The following is an 18,259-nucleotide window of genomic DNA, read 5'->3' on the forward strand; positions in this document are numbered from 1 at the left end:
TAAAGCAAATGAATATGTGAAGTGAAAAGGCCGACTCTTATAATTATGAGTGGGCCTTTTGGTTTTATGGATATCAAATTAGTGAGCAACATTTCAAAGGGTATCTTGTGATATAACTAAGTAGAATTTTTTAAACAAGGGGATGATGAGATGAATAAATTGAAGGGGAAAATTGCATTAGTAACAGGGGCTAGTAGAGGAATAGGCCGAAGTATTGCATTACATTTGGCACATGCTGGTGCGTTAGTCGTTGTTCACTATAGTAAAAGAAAAGAAGAAGCAGAAAGTGTAGTGGATAAAATTAAACAAGATGGCGGTTCCGCATTTGCGATTCGTGCAGACTTAAGTACTTTTAATGGCATTAATAACTTGTATTCAATGATGGATCAATCTCTTCAAAAATATATAGGTAATACTACATTTGATATCCTTGTAAACAACGCTGGAATTGAGCAGGTTTTAACATTAGAGGAATCTACAGAGGAGTCTTTTGATGAGGTTATGAATATTAATGTGAAAGCTCCATTTTTCATTATTCAGAAGGCTTTGCCACGTTTAAAAGATGGGGGAAGGATTATAAATATTTCGTCTTTTGTCACAAGGGTAGCCTCCCCAAGTGTTTTTGCCTACAGTATATCTAAGGGGGCAATAAATACACTCACTCATACTTTAGCTCAACAACTTGGTGTTCGTGGTATTACAGTAAATGCAATTCTCCCAGGCATAATTAACACAGAAATGAATGCTGAGACATTGGGCAACCAAGATGGACAAAAATATGCTGCAGGTTTATCGACCTTTAATAGGTGGGGGGAACCTAATGATATAGCTGATATTGTAGGTTTTCTTTCATCATCAGACAGTCGTTGGATAACTGGTGAGTTAATTGATGCAAGTGGTGGATCTTGCTTATAATATTAGAGGAAAAGCCAACTTAAATTAAGTTGACTTTGCAATTCTATTATTTGTTTGTTAAACCAGTGAACTATGTACCATTTTTTAGTTCTTAGAATAGTAACCTTGAGATGGGGCCAAATGTAGTAAGTCAATCAGGGGAGAGAACTAATTATGCTTTAGTATGATTTATGATAAGTATAAATGGTAAAAAGCAATGAATATGCACAATTTCATATGTAAATAGGTACTTTTTGTTAACTCTTTTAAAGGGAAGGAAATGTATGAAATTATTATGATAGAATCAATTTGTATTAAATCGAAAGGGGATGAGAGTATGCTAAAAAGAATGATTATAGGAGTTTCATCATTATTAGTGGGAGCAACAGTTGGCTTAGCGACTGATGTATCCGCAGCACCTGCACCACCATTAACATCATTAAATGTGGTAAAAGTTGAATCTCAATTAGGCGGGGTTGAATTTATTGGTCCTAATAATTTAAGTACAGCTAAAGATCACGGAGGGAGCTATTTATACATTTATACAAATGAAATGGGATATGGTAGAAATCCAATTGCTCAAATGAGTGGTCAAAAACTAAAAAAAGTAGATTCTAAGATGATTGATATAAATGGGGATAGAACAGTGGATGGATGGGAATATAAATGGGATGCTTCAGGACAGCAAAATGGGCAATTTAAATATCAAAATACATCTACAAATGCACCTTGGAATACATTATCTACGTCATTAAATATTAAATAAACTAACAGAAGAATTCGATGTTATTTTTTTATGTTTGTTATATATGTAACGTTTGGATACCTAAAGGAGTCTACGTTTTTAAGTAGGCTCTTTCTAACTAATGATAAGATATCAGCAAATAGATAAACTATTTTTTCTAATCGACAAATTAAAAGTTTACATAACATTTTTCTGGTAAACAATTCTAGGTTTAATAGTGTAATCAATAAAGTAAGGAAATCTTTCATAAAATCAATTAAGTTATTTAGTGGGTCTTTCATCATAAAAATCTAAAACTACATATTTATGAAATTTTATAAAATTTTCACTTTATATTTAGTCCTAAATCATACGATTTTAATACAAAATACTATAATTTGATTAGTAATAGCAGTGAAAAAAACATTAAATATATCTAGATTTTAAAGCTAATGTTACTTTATTACGTAATTTGTTTAAAGGGATATATAGGGTTATTATTCAATGTAACTAAAATAATTTAAAAGGAGATAGGAAGTTATGTTTAAAGTAAAAACAAGGGGAAAAATAAAAGAAATTGTTATGGTTTCAACGGCTTGTACCATGTTGTCAATGTATGGAGCACCAATTTCTAGTACAGAGGCAGCAACCCGATCTCATGCCCCATCAGTTTATGTAACACCACAGAATACTGCTGCTTCAGATATTATTAGCATAGACTGGTCACCAGTCCAAACAGCACCTTATACATATTGGGCTGTGCATAACTGGAATCAGGGAGGAGAAGGTGGTGGTTATGCGGGCTTCCAACAACAAAGTGGTTTTGATCAATTCGGTAAACGTACCCTTCACTTTGCGCTTTGGGATCCAATAGCATCAAACCAAGCAATAAAAGCTGAATATTTATCGCCGACTTCAGAAGCCAGTAGATTTGGTGGAGAAGGAACAGGTCTAAAGGTACAAACAACTTATAATTGGAAAGATAGTGAATGGTATCGAATGACTCTACGTTCTTGGCAAGAAGATGGCCATACAAAGTTTGGCCAGTGGATAAAAGATAATAAATTAAATCAATGGAAGTTAGTTGCTATTATGGATCATCCAGTTGCAAATGTGGCATTTAACTATGGTTTATCGATGTTTCAAGAGGACTGGGCTGGTAATGGACAAGATGTAAGAGAAGCACGTCTTAAAAATGGATACAGCAGAAAAGTTTCAGATAAACAATGGAATTCTTGGAATAATCAGCGTATCTCTGGGCAACATGATACGTCTTATCAATACGATGGAGGAGCAACTTCAGAATATCTATGGGTTAGGGCAGGAGGAAATACTCAATCAACTATTGGTACTGGAAAAACCTTTAATATAAATCAGCCTAGTCAACCAGAAATGGGAAATTTAGATTTTGATATTCAAAATACTCGCTTTGAAGATGGAAAATTAAATGTTTCATGGAAATTGAAAGAACAAAGTACTCCACAGTTTAAAGGGAAAATTGAAATCTATGACAATGAAAAGTTAATGGGACAACCTTTGAAAGTAATCGATAATATTAAGTCTTACAAAACTGAGGTAAGTCAAACTATGCAATTGCCTCAAACGGCTTTTGCTAAAATTACATTAACAGACATATTTGATCGAACTGTAGAGAAAAAAGTAGAAATTACAAATGGAAATTCTGATATTTTAGTAGGGAACCAATTTGCATGGTCCCTAAAAGGATATAGTGATCGAGAAATTGCAAAAGTAGATTATAATAAAACAGCAGAAGAGCTGAAAATCAAATTAGAAGCTGGTGTGCCGCATTCTTATTTCAATAGCACATATGCAAGTATTAAAGTCCAGAACTCATCTGGTAGCGTTATGTACAATAAGGAAATTATGGGAAATAGACAACAAAATGCTGAAACCCAAACAGTACCTGTAAAAGTAGGAGATTATTTAGAATTCACTCATATAGAAGGGGAAGCAGCAAAGGAAAAAACACGCGCAACATTAACGAATCTTGAAAATAACAAAAATGAGACTATTGGAAAGTCAGCAAGGTATGAGGTTACAAAAGAGGGATTAAAGAAAGTAGAAAAAATGCCAGAGACAACAATTCTAGATGGAAAACAATTTGCATGGTCCCTAAAAGGATATAGTGATCGAGAAATTGCAAAAGTAGATTATAATAAAACAGCAGAAGAGCTGAAAATCAAATTAGAAGCTGGTGTGCCGCATTCTTATTTCAATAGCACATATGCAAGTATTAAAGTCCAGAATTCATCTGGTAGCGTTTTGTACAATAAGGAAATTATGGGAAATAGACAACAAAATGCTGAAACCCAAACAGTACCTGTAAAAGAGGGAGATTATATAGAATTTACTCATATAGAAGGGGAAGTGGCGAAGGAAAAAACACGAGCGACTTTAACTAACCTTGAGAATGGAAAACAGGAATATATAGGAAAGAAAAGAACATATCGGGTTACATCTACAGGTTTAATCAGACAATAGACGTATTAAAAAGTTGGGGGAATCCCCAACTTTTTTTATCATTTTAGTCAAGAGGATTCCTTCTTCAAGGAATGCGAAGTGAGTAGGTGGAGATAAACTGGCTTCGAATAACGGATAGCAGGAAGCTTTATCAATAAGTATGCAAATATTTTAAAAACTAATTTTTATACAAAAAGTGTATACTTATGACAAAAAAGTTTCGTTAAACCAATAATTTTGTTTTGGGTAAATTTAAGGTGCATAATTATGTCAAATTTTCTTCATTTACATGACCATGAACGTGGTATAAAAATGAAGCATATCCAAAATTATTAAAGGAGCTGAAAAAATGATTAAAAAACTTATTATTGGTTCTATTTTTTTAGGAACAGCAATAGGAGTAAGTAAACCTACATTTGCTTCAACAAATGATTCTCCATCACAGTTTCAAGATAGGGGAAATGCCCAAGTTCAATCAATACCATCACCATGGCAGTATTTAGGGCAAACCTCTAGGGAACTTCAAATTAAAACTAAGGATCCAAAAGTGCTTGCTTTTGAATTAGCAAAAGAGGCTCCATTTTACGAAGATGAATTAGTGGATGTGTGTTCTGCAATCTTAAGAGAAAATGTAAATGTAGTATATTGGACAAGTAAGGAATGGGCTAGATTTGAAGTAGGAAATTACGAGTTTAAACATGAAATGAAAATTTATAGAGATAAAGAACGTCAGCAATTAATTACTTCACTAGAATCATAAAAAAAATAGAAGCTATCTTTAGTAAGATATGCATCCAATGTAGACAGGAAAAGAAAGCACATAAAACTGTTTCGATATTGGAAAGTAAACTAAAAAAACAAGTATAATTACTTGTTTTTTTTAGGTACAGTAATTATTTAGAAGGCTTAGCTTGTGCATGGTCACCTACATTAATTGGATAACCATAATCCGCTCTACAACATGATTGGGATACAAAAGCTAGAAAGATATCAATCCATTTATTTTTAAATTGAATTAATATTCCTCCGTCATGGTATGATTCGTTATATTTTGAAAAATCATTTCACAAGCAATATGTAATACTTTATGGGAACATTATTAAATTTGAACGATATTAACAGAACTTTGTTGATAATTAGCTAAAAAAGTATTGTACGATTAAATGCATTGTGTTACATTTGTGTTACAAAACTATTACTTAATGTTATTATTGTTTCGGTAATGTTTCTTGTTGTTTCTGTAATGTTACGAAATTTATAGATGTTTTATGTGTATAGGAGTGTGTGTAGTAAAGAGTCTGAGTTGAAAATAAGTGCACACTTTAAATTTCCTTTCTGTCTGAATGAAGAAGACTACCAACTAATTAAGGGGTTTAAAGTAAAAACTTTAAATAAAATGTGCTTCCTTTCCCACACACAATTTAGTACATATTTAAAGTACAGTCTAGTTGCTACACAGACTCTTGTACATATAAACATTAAGGTGAAATAGAGATAAGGATTTATTACATAAAAAGCATTACTTAGCTAAACGTAAAAATATTATCTGTGCATTTTGATAAAATGTTAAAATGCCTAGATGATATTTTTTAGAAGATTTCTTGGATATGTTTATGAATAACAATTTCTAATACTTAATGATTCTCTACTGCTAAAATATCCGATAATTTATGTAATCGGATTTATAAGGTGTATGTACATTCACTTATATAGGGAAAATGAGGTTTTTCATATGAAGTATAGTTATAAAGTTTTTATATTTATTTGGACAATTATTTTATTGTTTTTTCTACTTTATTATGGTTACAGTGAAGTTTCCGACACCGAGCAGGTGCCAGTCATAACAATCAAAAAATAGAAGTGAAAAATATTGAGAAAACCAAATGAGATAAAAATAGATACAGTAGAAAGACTACTACAGGAAGTAATTAATCGTACGAAGTTAGATGAAATATTGGAAATAAAAAACTTTAATGGAAAATATGTTGATTGCTGCTTGGGGAGAAAATTGTAGATATCACAATTGGTATAAAGATATTCATGAGTTATTCAGAGGTTACGATTTACACTGCCTTAGGAAAAAAAGGATAGGTTTCCGAGACACCCTTTATATTTAAGTAACGATTCAAGCTAATAGATTACATAAAATCAGAGCGGATTGTGCATCGTCTTATTCGAACTACAAGAAACCATAAACGAACAAGTAAAGCGGGACTTAGAGTAAACTGTAATGGTGAAACAGGAGGAGACGCATGGGTGTGGTGTTCAATTTGTCATGAAGAACATCCCGTTCTTTTCTGATATGTTTCAATATAATCAAGGAAACCCCTATCATTCCTTACCATTATGTCAGCACACATATATGGTATACGCTCATTTAACAGAGAATTATGTAGGGGAAGATTTATTTCTTCTGCAAAGTGCTGCAGCATTCCATGATACAGGTAAACCGTTTTGCCGTGTATTTAAAAAGCTCAAAGGGTACCATTCGTATTATGGTCACGAATATGTCAGTACTCACATCGCTTGCCACTTTTTAATGGAACTTGGTTTCGAATAGGAGTTTATTGAGAAAGTATTAATGATTACAGAGTTTCATATGAAGATGTTACATGGCGGGGAAGAGGCAGCACGTGAAATCTATCATTACTGCGGTGATGAGATGCTTACGAAATTATATTTTTTCCGAGATGCAGATGCATTTGCGAAGTAGAGAAGGGAAAAAATGCTTGTAAATATCCACGAACATTGCACGTTCCTTGGTCGATAGGGGTAACAAGTGATGACCGTGTTCTACAAAATATGGACGGATTTGAAACTCAAGAAGTAATCGTACTAGAAAAGTTAGATGGTGAAAATACATCCCTTTATAAAGATGCTATTCATGCAAGGTCGTTATCAAGTGGTCATCACCCATCGAGAACATGGGTAAAAACGTTACAAGGAAGTATGGGGTATAGAATTCCAGAAGGATGGCGTATATGTGGTGAAATGTATATGCTTGTCATAGCATTCACTACACAGCACTGACTTCCTATTTTTATGTCTTTTCAATATGGAATGAGAAAAATGAATGTTTATCGTGGGATGCAACAGTTGCATGGTGTAAAAAGTTAGGCCTTGCACACGTTCCAGTGTTATATCGTGGCCCCTATAATGAAAAGGTAATTCGTTCGTGCTACAACGGTACTTCACTCTTTGGAGGGATTCAGGAAGGGTATGTACTTAGATTAACGGATGCGTTTCACTATAATGATTTTTCAAAATCCGTAGGGAAATTTGTTCGAAAAGACCATGTGCAATCCAATCAGCACTGGATGACACATGCGGTTATCCCCAATAAATTAGCAAAATAAAAACACGCAATTCCAAATGGAACTGCGTGTTTTTTCGTTTTCTAACATCATTTGACGTTCATGTATGGTTACTCTTATCAGAGAATATACTCCCTAACACGGAAAACTATTAATTTATTAGTTTTTATTCGTAACTTTTAAAGTATCTAATACGACTTTAGTCGCGTCAGCAATAAGCTTATCATCATATTCTGCATCTTCTTTATCATGATTAGAAAGGATGGCAAGAACAATTGGCTTTTTATTTGGTGGCCAAATAATCGCAATATCATTCCTTGTTCCATAAGATCCTGCGCCTGTTTTATCAGCTACTTCCCATCCTTTTGGTACGCCCGCACGAATCAACTTATCACCAGTCGTATTTCTCTTCATCCAATCTACTAATAATTCACGTTTCTCTGTTGGAAGTGCAGATCCTAATGTAAATGATTGAAGTGTCTTAGCGATCGCTTCTGGTGTACTGGTATCGCGCGTTTCTCCAGGATGTACTTCATTTAATTCAGGTTCAAATCGTTCAGATTTAGTAACCGTATCTCCCGTTTCTCTCAAGATTTTTTCAAATGCGGATGGACCACCTAATTTTTTAAGAATTAAATTATGTGCCGTACTGTCACTATATCGAACAGAAGCATCTGCAAGTTCTTTTAACGTCATTCCTGTATCCACATGCTTTTCTGTAATTGGATTATAATTAGAAAGGTCTTCACGCGTATACGTAATCCTTTCATCAAGAGCTTCTATTGAGTTCTGACGTAAAAGAGCTCCCGCTGCTAATGATTTAGATGTAGAGGCAAATGCAAAACGATCATTTGGATGATAAGCAACAGTTTGATTTGTACCTGTATCCAGAGCATAAATACCAAGCTTAGCATTATATTCTTTTTCAAGCTTAGCAAAAGAATCATGACCTGTATTTTCTTGTTTAATTTGCTTTATTTGTTTTGTTTGCTTAGGTGGTTCAGATGGAGTATTACTATTAGAACACCCTATTAGTGTTACACATGAAAGTAATACGACAGGTACAATCTTTTTGTAGGTAAAGAACTTGTTTAAAACGTACATGAATTTTCAACCTCTTTCAACAATATATGGATTTTGTTTTGGTATTTTAAATACCGATGTTAATTAAAGTGGGTGTTGGATACCAATACTTCTGAAGTTGAATTTTAACAGGATAAGCAGAACCAAAGCGTTTATATGAATGAACGGTTACTGTTTAGGGTGTTTCTTTTTTGCTTACACTTGTAATAGTTTACCTGTGAAAGTATTAAACTCGTAACATTTAAATGAAGTATTTCAATACACACTTTTTTTACATCACTTTACTTTTGGGAATAATAAGTCCTTTCATATTTTTAGGAATACACATAATAGACACTCTAAGTAATAAATTTGTTCCATTTTAACTTGGTGAACGGTAAAGAAAATACAATGAATTGTAAATGAAACCTGTACGGGAGTATAGTACAGTGCATATGAAAAACCCCTCAATGCTATCTCTGAAAAAATCATAATTCTCGGCTTTATAAACTGTATTTTCAAAAACATTGCGAGCTTGTAAGAAAAATGAAAGGTAATTCAATATGAGATAAACAACCTTACTACTACAATGAAAAACAGAATTATTCTTAAAAATCATGAGATACGATATCAAGTTATTTGCGTGTTTAATATATTTGACCAAATATTCCAGTTTCAATAGGAAAAGTCGAATCAGACCATTAACGAATGGTATATTATTCGTATTTTGGAAAAGTCAAAATGTAGACAAGCATCTTCTATCAAATCTCATTCTTAGTGTGTACATTTGGAGGGGATTTCTCATATGAAATTAGTAAAAGTAACAGATGTTAGTTAGGAGAAAGATGATAATGTTAACAAATTCTATGGGAAGGTGAAGAAAGAAGGTAGCGTAGGTCTATTCCTACGTGTATATCATTTAGATAAAAAAGGTGTAACAGCTTGGGAGGAAGTGCAGGAAGACGAGCTTCCTAAGAAAGTAAAAGAAAAACTAGGTGTGAAATAATCATTTATTTGTGATGGTGGATTCTCCTACGTCGAGGGTTTGCCGTTTTTTATTATATGTTATGTTGTAATTTTTTATATGAAGTATATTGAAAAGATAGGGTAGATCTTCTGGAATGATATTTCCATAATTAATAATTTGTACGTTAACCTTTCCATTATTACTAATTCCTTTTATATCAACAAATTTCCCCACATATCCCTTTGTACCAATATCTTTTAAAGTACGTATAAAAAATGCCCTTTATCTTATCTTTATCTTATCTTTACCTTATCTTTAAATTTTTATATTAAACTTGAAACCTTAAAGTATTGATGTTTGAGTCTAAAAAGGGCGGGAGATAGATGTTCATTACATAGTTTGTAAATAACCAATTACCTTTGAAAAATTGAATTTTTTATACGAGGAGGAATATATGAAGGATACAAGTAAAAAACAAATTATAAAAGTGTTCCTTATTAGTATTTTAGGCTTAGGAATAATACTTGGAATGCTTTATTTTAATCATAAAACCAATATTCAACAAAATAAAGCACTAGCCACCGAAAAACGTGTATTGCAATATGAGTCTACCTTAAAAAAAGAATTAGAAAAATATAATTTAGGAGAGAAAACTGCAGTTTTATTAGGAATTATGTACCAAGAGAGTAGAGGTGAGGGAAACGACCCTATGCAGTCATCCGAATCACTTGGATTAAAACCAAATGAAATTCAAGAGACAAGCTTGAGCATTAAACAAGGGGTAAAACACTTTGCTAAAATGTACAAATATGGAACGGACAAGGATGTTAGCATGGATACAATTATTCAAAGCTATAATATGGGGCCAGGGTATATTGATTTTATTGCTAGTCAAGAAGTTAAACAACACTCGGAGGATTCAGCCAAAACGTTTTCTAAGATGAAGGTTGATCAAAATCCAGCGATGTATACTTGTGGTGGAAATAAAAATAATTTTAGGTATCCATATTGTTATGGTGATTTCACATATGCCACAAAGGTAAATGAAAAAACAAAACTTATTGAAGAACTTCTTCGAAATGTACATATCTCTTCTAAATAAGTTGCAGAATGAAATATAATGATACCATCAGTTATTAACAATAATATCTAAGAAAAAAACTACTTTCTTTCTTAATTCACACAATTTTCAAAAATAAATTCCGTGGATGTCAATATTTGTTATATAGTATATTTGTCAAAGCATTACCCCTAAAGTTTCTAAAGTCAAGCTGTAAGATAGTTTGTTTGTTTGGCCCGTATTTTCACCTTAAAACAAAAAAACTTGTAGAGATTCCTGCAAGTTCTTTTTGTTTTAAGGGTTAAAAGTGGATTTTAAATATAGTTGCAATTTTTTGAGGGGGAAAAGTAAATGTTTATAAAAACAGAAAGATTATTAATACGAAAATTTGAGTTCAAAGATTGGCAAGCTGTTCATGAGTATACATCAGATATCAATGTTATGAAATACATACCTGAAGGGGTTTTTACTGAAGAAAATACAAGGAACTTTGTGAATGAAAACATTGGTGAAAACGCTAAGAACTTTCCTGTAGTATTAATTAATAAAGATATTCTGATTGGTCATATAGTTTTTCATAAATATTTTGGTGAGCATACATATGAGATTGGTTGGGTGTTCAATCCAAAATACTTCAATAAAGGATATGCTTCTGAAGCAGCACAAGCTACATTGAAATATGGCTTTAAGGAAATGAAATTACATAGGATTATAGCTACATGTCAGCCACAAAATATGCCATCATATCGAGTGATGGAGAAGATTGGAATGAGAAGAGAAGGCTATTTTAGGAAGTGTATACCACATGGGAATGAATGGTGGGATGAATATTATTACGCTATTTTAGAAGAAGAGTAGTTTTTTAGAACGCACTATTTAAAACGGCAGATTAAAAACAAGTAGGTTATATTTCTTCTGCATATGTTATGAAAATAGTATAATTTAAGAACCCACAATGAAGATAATTACTGATAAAGATATGGTAGTGATGAGATCAGTTGTAGGTTTTGGTGAAAAAAAGTTATCAAACTTGGACATACTAATACTATTCCTCTACAAAGGCTTATAAACGGTATGAAAACAAAACAGTTGTTCAAGTGTAAGAATTTTGAGCCTAACTTTATTTTGTAAATAGTGAGATGATACATGCGGTACAACTTGAATCTTCGTAAAGAAGTATTTCTACATGTATATTACACTGAAAAAAAGTGCAATAGCTTGGGAAGATGTGAAGATAGACGAGTTTCCAACAAAAGTAAATGAAAAAATAAATATGAAATGATTAGTTACTTGGTGCGGATTATGTTGGTCAAGATAACAAAATGTATTCAGTTATTCCTGTTGGATGGGGTGAAAAAAATAATCTTTGGGCTGAAGAGAAAAACGTAGGCGTGCAATCTAATGAGAATAATCCAAATAATTACAAGCCTCAAATAAACGAAGGCAAGAATATTGAAACGAATGATAAGCCCGCATCTAGTACAGCAGGTATAAAGGCAGATAATAAGCCCGAAGAAGCTACTACCAATTGTAAACCTAATAATAAAGAAGTTGAACAATATCATAATAAGGAACAGCAACATAAGGAAGTAGAAGGATTTAAGCCGAGCGATGCAGACATGGAGCGTATTAAACGACAAGAAGACCGGTGGAATACACCATCAGGTGGTGTTGGTGCTACATGGCAAGAAGAAATGAAAAAACAGAAATAAAATAACATACCTATTATACGGATTAAGTGAATTTAAAGTGGAAAATTTATAGTCTTTATTATATTTCATTATATTCATTCTATAAAATTCAAAAAGATTTCCCAGCACCCTGTCTATTAAAAAACATTAATATTGTTTTTGATATTGTCTTATAAGAAGGAATTCATTTAAGATATTAATTGAAAATATTGATTGGGAGGATGTTAGAAATGGAATTAAATAATGTGGATGGAATTAGTATAGAAAAAAGTACAAGTATTAACATGGAAGAAATGGAGTTATTGTTACTAGCTGATCCCTCAACAGAAGTAGTTAATGGATATCTTAAAAAGGGAGATTGTTTTGTTTTAAAAAAAGGTGCTGTTACTGTAGGTATTATGATTTTAATTCCTACCCGAACAGAAACGATTGAGATTATAAATATAGCAGTTTCCGAAAAAGAGCAAGGAAAAGGATATGGGAAATATTTACTTGGGTTTGCTATAGACTATGCTAAAAAAGAAGAATATAAAACTATAGAAATAGGCACAGGAAATTCTAGTTTAATGCAACTAGGCCTTTATCAAAAATGTGGTTTTAGAATAACCAGTGTGGATAAGGACTTTTTCTTACGAAATTATAATGAAGAAATATATGAAAATGGTATTCAATGTATGGATATGATTAGGTTAACGCAAAATTTATAAAAATTATTTGTACATAAAAATCGCAACCCCCATTAAATGTAGAGGGTTGCAATTTTTTTGATGTAAAGCGTCATTATGATTTTTGGGTAGCATTAAGGAGTTTATGTATTTGAGAATTATTACAAAATCAACAAGTGTTAATAAATTCATCTGTTATGTCAACAATTTGAATATATTTCAAATTGTTTTTTATAATTCAGATAGATTTTTTTCCATTAATTTTAATGAAAAGTAAAAAATATGAAACTCATCCATTTTAGTTATGGTTAAATGTTCATTTAAATCACTAAAAAATGGGATTTATTGGATAATTATAAGCATAATTTTTTCTTTATTCAAGGATGAAAATCGTACTAAATGTAGATATAACAACTATTATATTGTTTTAATGATATAAAAATATTTGGTTTTTTAAAAAAGAATTTTCTGAATTATAAATATTATTATATATTGAGAAAGTAAAAAAATAGAAAAATATCAATTGAATCCCAAAAAATAACGTGTGAATATTATAGATATAAATTACATCTTGATATTTCGCATGAATTTCTACAAATTTAGATGTTTATTAAATTAGGAGGATTGATAGTGCCAAAAATGTAGTTTGTTGCTAATTCAGTATTTTATATGCATCCATGGGATTTTAGAACGCACAGTTATTATTTGCTAGTAAGCATTTTAATATCAAATCTTTTGGGGAAGTGATAAGTAATGGTCACAGTATTAAATAATGAAACTAAAAGTTTATTAGTTGAAAAAATTGCAAATAAAAATGCGTGTATTGGATATGTAGGCCTAGGTTATGTTGGACTACCATCGGCTCTTAAATGTTTAGAAGTAGGTTATGCGGTAAGAGGTTTTGATAAAAACTCAGTAAAAATAAGAAAACTAGAACGTGGAATAAGCTATATCAGTGATATTCAAGATACTGAAATCCAAGATGCTTTACATACAAATAGATTTTTTGTTAGTACAGAAATGGATTATATAAACGAATGTGATGTTGTAGTTATATGTGTTCCTACACCATTAGAAAGAACTAGTAAACAACCAGATTTAACATATATTCATTCAGCAGTTGATGAAATAGTTAAATACATTAAAAAAGGTACATTAATTATCTTAGAAAGTACTACTTATCCAGGTACTACAAGAGAAGAAGTTTTATACAAATTAGAACAGAAAACTAATTTTAAAATTGGTGTAGATATATTTGTAGCATACTCTCCAGAGCGAATCGATCCTGCAAATCAATCGTTTTCAATTCAAGATATTATAAAAATCGTAGGTGGAGTTACATCTAATTGTACCGATTGTGCAGCAGCTTTCTATAGTAACTTAATTAAGGATATTCATAAGGTAAGCAGTCCAGAAGTAGCAGAGACAGCTAAGTTATTAGAAAATACGTATCGTTTTATAAATATCGCTTTTATTAATGAAATGACACAAATTTGTAATGAGTTAAACATAAATATTTGGGAAGTAATTGATGCCTCAGGAACTAAGCCATTTGGATTTCAAAAATTCTATCCTGGCCCTGGCGTAGGAGGACACTGTATTCCGATTGATCCTATTTATTTTAAGTGGATTGCAAATAATAAGGATTTAGCAACAAAAATGATTGATGTGGCAAGAGAAATTAATGAAAACATGCCTAAGTACGTTCTTAATAGAGCACTACAGTTACTAGATGATAAAGATGGTAAGGATATTCTTATGGTTGGTGTTGCATATAAAAAGAATGTTAATGATGCTAGGGAATCGCCAGCTTTGGATATTATGAATGATTTAATGATAGAAGACTATAACGTGGATTATTACGATCCGTTTATAGAGGAACTCATTGTGGGCGATAACACATTGAAAAAATCTATAGATTTAAACCTAAGTCAATTAGACAAATACACTTTAATTATTGTTCATACGGATCATGATTGCATTAATTTTAAATTGCTTAACGAGGTAAATTGTTTAATTTTAGACACAAGAAACATATTTAAAGATGAATCAGTATATAAAAAAAATATTATAAGTTTGTAGGTGATTACATGGTAGAGTTTATTCCTTTTTATCGACCGGAAATCAATGATGAAGATATAGATAGGGTAGTTTCTGCCCTTAAATCTGGATGGCTTTCAAAGGGGCCAAAAGTGATAGAGTTTGAAGAGAATTTAAAAGAATATCTGAATACTGAACATGTAGTAAGTTGTAATTCAGGGACTGCCGCATTACATTTAGCATTACTGTCTCTGGGAGTTGGATTAGAAGACGAAGTAATAGTTCCAAGTTTTACTTTTTGTTCAAGTGTAAACGTTATTATGCATGTAGGTGCAAAACCTGTATTTGTAGATATAGATGAAGAGAATTTATGTCTTGATCTTCAAGATGTTAAAAGAAAAATCACTAAAAAAACGAAAGCAATTATTGCAGTTCACTTTGCTGGATATCCGGCTAAATTAAAAGAACTTCAAAAACTATGTAAAGAATACGGACTGTTTTTGATAGAGGATGCAGCGCATGCATTAGGAACAAAATATGATAATACTTTAATTGGTACACATGGAGATGTTATTTGTTTCAGTTTTTATGCCACAAAAAATATAACAACAGGTGAAGGTGGAGCGTTAGTCACTAAAAATGAATCGATTGCTGAAAAAGCTAGATTATATGGTTGGCATGGTATCACCAAAAATGCATGGAATCGTTATGGTGAAGAAGGAAGCTGGCGTTATGATGTTCTATTACCTGGGTTTAAATATAACATGATGGATCTACAAGCTAGTTTGGGTATTAGTCAGTTAAAAAGAGCTGATGAAATGATTGAAAAACGCAAGAGAATAGCTGAAAGGTACCAAGAGGAATTAAAAGAGGTTCAAGAGTATATAACGTTACCTAATTATACTAACAATCCAAGTGTAAAACACGCATGGCATTTATTTGTTATAAAAATTAATTCTAATTCTCCTGTTAGTAGAGATCAGGTAATTCAAGAAATGAAAAAGAGAAACATTGGGCTAAGTGTTCACTTTATTCCTGTTCACATGCATCCGTATTATGAAGAGAGATTTAACGTATATTTACCTAAAACGGAAGAGATATTTAATCAAATTATTTCATTACCACTGTATAGTGCTCTTACAGACAATGAGGTTGAACATATTATAACGTCTTTAAAAAGTCTATATCAATTAAAAATAGGGAGGTAAATATTTATGAAAATTGGGGTTATTGGTGGCAGCGGATTTATTGGTAAGCATGTTACAAAGGAGTTACTAGCAAGGGGGTATGAAGTAGTTATATTTGATAAATTTAAACCAAGTATTGATGTTCCTTTTAAAGAAATTGATATTTTAGATATTGCAACATTAAGAGAAAATCTTATTGATGTCGATGGGGTAATCCATTTAGCTGCATTAGTGGGTGTTGATAATTGCCGTTTAAATGAAGAAGATGTAGTGAGGGTGAACTTTGAAGGCACGAAAAATATTGTACAGGTTTGTAACGAAAATGGCATAGAAAAATTATTGTTTTCTTCCAGTTCGGAGGTATATGGGGATGGAGTGAGTGTTCCGTTTAAAGAAAATGATATTAAAATTCCAAAATCAGCTTATGGAAAAGCTAAATTAATGTCCGAAGATTATTTGAAAGAATACGCTAGTAATAGTTTGAAAATTAGAGTGGTTCGTTATTTTAATGTATACGGTTCACAACAAAATGATAACTTTGTAATTTCTAAGTTTTTAAAACAAGCTCATAGTGGTGAAGATATTACTATTTATGGAGATGGACAGCAAATTAGATGTTTTAGTTATATAAGTGATATTGTTAACGGAACTATACTAGCCTTTGAATATGAAGGAGAAAACTTTGCAGATTTTAATATTGGCAATAACAAACCTATATCTATGGAAGAACTAGCAATAAAAATTAATGAATTAATGGGCAATAAAAGTAAAATTAAATTTCTTGATTTAGGTGAAGAGGGAGTCCGAAATTCTAGCATTGAAATCTTTAGAAGAATCCCTTCAATAGAGAAAGCTAAATTATTTTTAAACTATCAACCAATTATTTCATTAGATAAAGGACTAGAGATAATAATAGGGGAGAAGTATGGAAACACAGTATCTATATCCTAAGAATCCAAAGAAAATTAAGTATCCCATATATTCTTCTCCTTGGAGTATATCTGATCATGTATTTTTTTTGAAAAGTGTATATAGACCTAATGATTCTAAACTTAAAAAAAGTCTTCAAGCTCTTTATCCGGATGCAGAAATTGTATTAACTAATAGCGGTACATCTGCATTAGTAGTTGGTTTAAAGTACTTAAAAGTGGCAAAGGGAGATGAAGTAATTCTATCAAACTTTAATTGTCCTAATGTAATAGAAGCAATATTAACGGTGGGAGCAAAACCTGTATTAATTGATTTAAACACTAATCATTCAATTTCTCTTAATAAAATAAAAAAACATTGGAATGCTAATACAAAGGCAATTATTCTTACGCACTTGTATGGATGTCATGACGATTTAGACATTATTGACTGGGCTAGAGAAAATAATATTTATATCATCGATGATGCTGCACAAGCAATGTTTTCTTATCAAAATGGAAAGCCAGTTGGTAGTTTAGGCGACATTGGTATTTTAAGTTTTGGGGGAACTAAACCGATCCCAAGTATTGGGGGAGGAGCGTTACTTCTTAATCGTACAATAAGTGAATTATGTGACATGGGTGAAGAAAAGAAGGAAGAAGTAATTTTAGATTATAAGAATCATTTAAAAACACAATTGGCTATAAAAATAAAAAAGAGTAGAGTACTGAGTTTATTTACTAATTATTGGAGGAAATTAGAGATTCTGCCCTCCTATAATAATAGTAAATTAGATTCTTTACCGGAGAAAACGGAAGTTATAAACCCAAAAAGAATGTCTATAGTACGTTCATTGTTAATTGATAAACACCTACAGAAAACAAAGAAGATTTTAGAAATAAATATATGCAACGCTAGTCTGTGTTATACAATGCTGCAGGAAATTGAAGAAAAGTATGGCGTTAAGATTATATTTTCAGCTCAGAATGTTTATTTAAACTATTTTACCATTATATTCAAAGAATCATCTGATAGATATGAGTGTTCTGTACATTTAGCGGAAAAAGGTATACAAACTTGTTGGAATTACTTACCCCTGAGTGAGATCCCTATTTTTTCGAAGTACGCAACTGAGTCAGAAAATATAGATTATTTATGGCCAAGGGTATTATCAATACCTTTTAAATATCCTTTAGTGAATAAGGACCTTAAGTATATATGTAGTCAAATTCTGAAATATTTAGAGAATAAGAATTAAAAGGTGA

The 18,259-nt window shown here is 31.7% G+C and carries 14 protein-coding genes and 4 pseudogenes; 16 read left to right on the forward strand and 2 right to left on the reverse strand.

Going from position 1 to position 18,259, the window contains the following annotated elements; all coding sequences use genetic code 11:
• Positions 1–150: 150 nt before the first annotated feature.
• The 4 genes from CN409_RS07390 to CN409_RS07410 all read left to right on the forward strand — a co-directional run bounded on the left by CN409_RS07390 (position 151) and on the right by CN409_RS07410 (position 4,859).
• On the forward strand, positions 151–915 hold the full coding sequence (locus tag CN409_RS07390) for an SDR family oxidoreductase (RefSeq protein WP_016077705.1): 765 nt from the start codon (positions 151–153) through the stop codon (positions 913–915).
• Between the two features lie 259 nt (positions 916–1,174).
• Entirely contained in the window at positions 1,175–1,660 is a 486-nt protein-coding gene (locus CN409_RS07395; RefSeq protein ID WP_000272949.1) for a DUF4879 domain-containing protein, read from the forward strand.
• Between the two features lie 498 nt (positions 1,661–2,158).
• Positions 2,159–4,120 carry a DUF3472 domain-containing protein gene (locus tag CN409_RS07405; protein WP_097981648.1) on the forward strand — a complete coding sequence of 654 codons (1,962 nt, stop codon included), beginning with the start codon at positions 2,159–2,161 and terminating at the stop codon, positions 4,118–4,120.
• Between the two features lie 328 nt (positions 4,121–4,448).
• Positions 4,449–4,859 carry a hypothetical protein gene (locus CN409_RS07410; protein ID WP_000592185.1) on the forward strand — a complete coding sequence of 137 codons (411 nt, stop codon included), beginning with the start codon at positions 4,449–4,451 and terminating at the stop codon, positions 4,857–4,859.
• 133 nt (positions 4,860–4,992) lie between these two features.
• Here CN409_RS07410 and CN409_RS31350 read toward each other — a convergent pair.
• Positions 4,993–5,148: pseudogene (locus tag CN409_RS31350) on the reverse strand (DUF2278 family protein); the annotation flags it as partial.
• A 1,181-nt stretch (positions 5,149–6,329) separates the two neighbouring features.
• Here CN409_RS31350 and CN409_RS07415 point away from each other — a divergent pair.
• From CN409_RS07415 to CN409_RS07425, 3 genes and pseudogenes are all read left to right on the forward strand, one after another.
• Positions 6,330–6,659: an HD domain-containing protein gene (locus CN409_RS07415; RefSeq protein ID WP_000240601.1), complete on the forward strand. Its 330-nt coding sequence runs from the start codon at positions 6,330–6,332 to the stop codon at positions 6,657–6,659.
• Positions 6,660–6,680: 21 nt separating this feature from the next.
• Complete coding sequence (locus tag CN409_RS07420) at positions 6,681–6,812, forward strand: hypothetical protein (RefSeq protein ID WP_000627209.1); 132 nt, start codon at positions 6,681–6,683, stop codon at positions 6,810–6,812.
• A gap of 89 nt (positions 6,813–6,901) precedes the next feature.
• Positions 6,902–7,455, forward strand: a pseudogene (locus CN409_RS07425) (RNA ligase family protein).
• Positions 7,456–7,572: 117 nt separating this feature from the next.
• On the opposite strand, the gene blaIII reads toward CN409_RS07425, so the two are convergent.
• On the reverse strand, positions 7,573–8,517 hold the full coding sequence (blaIII, locus tag CN409_RS07430) for a class A beta-lactamase BlaIII (RefSeq protein ID WP_086396335.1): 945 nt from the start codon (positions 8,515–8,517) through the stop codon (positions 7,573–7,575).
• 859 nt (positions 8,518–9,376) lie between these two features.
• Between blaIII and CN409_RS32530 the strand changes: the two are divergent.
• The 9 genes and pseudogenes from CN409_RS32530 to CN409_RS07475 form a co-directional block, all read left to right on the forward strand.
• Positions 9,377–9,481 (forward strand): annotated as a pseudogene (locus CN409_RS32530) (YxeA family protein); the annotation flags it as partial.
• 415 nt (positions 9,482–9,896) lie between these two features.
• The gene (locus CN409_RS07440; RefSeq protein ID WP_000655722.1) at positions 9,897–10,544 is read left to right on the forward strand and encodes a lysozyme family protein; all 648 of its coding nucleotides are present in this window, start codon (positions 9,897–9,899) and stop codon (positions 10,542–10,544) included.
• Positions 10,545–10,853: 309 nt separating this feature from the next.
• Complete coding sequence (locus CN409_RS07445; protein ID WP_017763165.1) at positions 10,854–11,360, forward strand: GNAT family N-acetyltransferase; 507 nt, start codon at positions 10,854–10,856, stop codon at positions 11,358–11,360.
• A 428-nt stretch (positions 11,361–11,788) separates the two neighbouring features.
• Positions 11,789–12,214: pseudogene (locus CN409_RS07450) on the forward strand (hypothetical protein); the annotation flags it as partial.
• 209 nt (positions 12,215–12,423) lie between these two features.
• A complete protein-coding gene (locus tag CN409_RS07455; protein ID WP_000422453.1) occupies positions 12,424–12,900 on the forward strand; it encodes a GNAT family N-acetyltransferase in 477 nt (158 codons plus the stop codon).
• Between the two features lie 711 nt (positions 12,901–13,611).
• Positions 13,612–14,940, forward strand: a complete 1,329-nt coding sequence (locus CN409_RS07460) for a nucleotide sugar dehydrogenase (protein ID WP_000259078.1) — start codon at positions 13,612–13,614, stop codon at positions 14,938–14,940.
• An 8-nt stretch (positions 14,941–14,948) separates the two neighbouring features.
• On the forward strand, positions 14,949–16,106 hold the full coding sequence (locus tag CN409_RS07465) for a DegT/DnrJ/EryC1/StrS family aminotransferase (RefSeq protein ID WP_000229112.1): 1,158 nt from the start codon (positions 14,949–14,951) through the stop codon (positions 16,104–16,106).
• 6 nt (positions 16,107–16,112) lie between these two features.
• A complete protein-coding gene (locus CN409_RS07470) occupies positions 16,113–17,036 on the forward strand; it encodes an NAD-dependent epimerase/dehydratase family protein (RefSeq protein WP_000690425.1) in 924 nt (307 codons plus the stop codon).
• Positions 17,011–18,252, forward strand: a complete 1,242-nt coding sequence (locus tag CN409_RS07475; protein ID WP_000449977.1) for an aminotransferase class V-fold PLP-dependent enzyme — start codon at positions 17,011–17,013, stop codon at positions 18,250–18,252. Before CN409_RS07470 ends, CN409_RS07475 begins: the two co-directional genes overlap by 26 nt.
• Positions 18,253–18,259: the final 7 nt, after the last annotated feature.

Origin of the sequence: Bacillus sp. AFS012607, from assembly GCF_002558005.1 — a bacterium.
GTDB classification, from domain to species: Bacteria; Bacillota; Bacilli; order Bacillales; family Bacillaceae_G; genus Bacillus_A; species Bacillus_A thuringiensis_S.

Coding starts and splice junctions, on each gene's coding strand:
- CN409_RS07410 (WP_000592185.1), top strand. CDS start 4,449: ATGATTAAAAAACTTATTATTGGTTCTATTTTTTTAGGAACAGCAATA.
- CN409_RS07440 (WP_000655722.1), top strand. CDS start 9,897: ATGAAGGATACAAGTAAAAAACAAATTATAAAAGTGTTCCTTATTAGT.
- CN409_RS07460 (WP_000259078.1), top strand. CDS start 13,612: ATGGTCACAGTATTAAATAATGAAACTAAAAGTTTATTAGTTGAAAAA.
- CN409_RS07465 (WP_000229112.1), top strand. CDS start 14,949: ATGGTAGAGTTTATTCCTTTTTATCGACCGGAAATCAATGATGAAGAT.
- CN409_RS07470 (WP_000690425.1), top strand. CDS start 16,113: ATGAAAATTGGGGTTATTGGTGGCAGCGGATTTATTGGTAAGCATGTT.
- CN409_RS07405 (WP_097981648.1), top strand. CDS start 2,159: ATGTTTAAAGTAAAAACAAGGGGAAAAATAAAAGAAATTGTTATGGTT.
- CN409_RS07390 (WP_016077705.1), top strand. CDS start 151: ATGAATAAATTGAAGGGGAAAATTGCATTAGTAACAGGGGCTAGTAGA.
- CN409_RS07445 (WP_017763165.1), top strand. CDS start 10,854: ATGTTTATAAAAACAGAAAGATTATTAATACGAAAATTTGAGTTCAAA.
- CN409_RS07415 (WP_000240601.1), top strand. CDS start 6,330: ATGGTGAAACAGGAGGAGACGCATGGGTGTGGTGTTCAATTTGTCATG.
- CN409_RS07475 (WP_000449977.1), top strand. CDS start 17,011: ATGGAAACACAGTATCTATATCCTAAGAATCCAAAGAAAATTAAGTAT.
- CN409_RS07420 (WP_000627209.1), top strand. CDS start 6,681: ATGATTACAGAGTTTCATATGAAGATGTTACATGGCGGGGAAGAGGCA.
- CN409_RS07455 (WP_000422453.1), top strand. CDS start 12,424: ATGGAATTAAATAATGTGGATGGAATTAGTATAGAAAAAAGTACAAGT.
- blaIII (WP_086396335.1), bottom strand. CDS start 8,517: ATGTACGTTTTAAACAAGTTCTTTACCTACAAAAAGATTGTACCTGTC.
- CN409_RS07395 (WP_000272949.1), top strand. CDS start 1,175: ATGTATGAAATTATTATGATAGAATCAATTTGTATTAAATCGAAAGGG.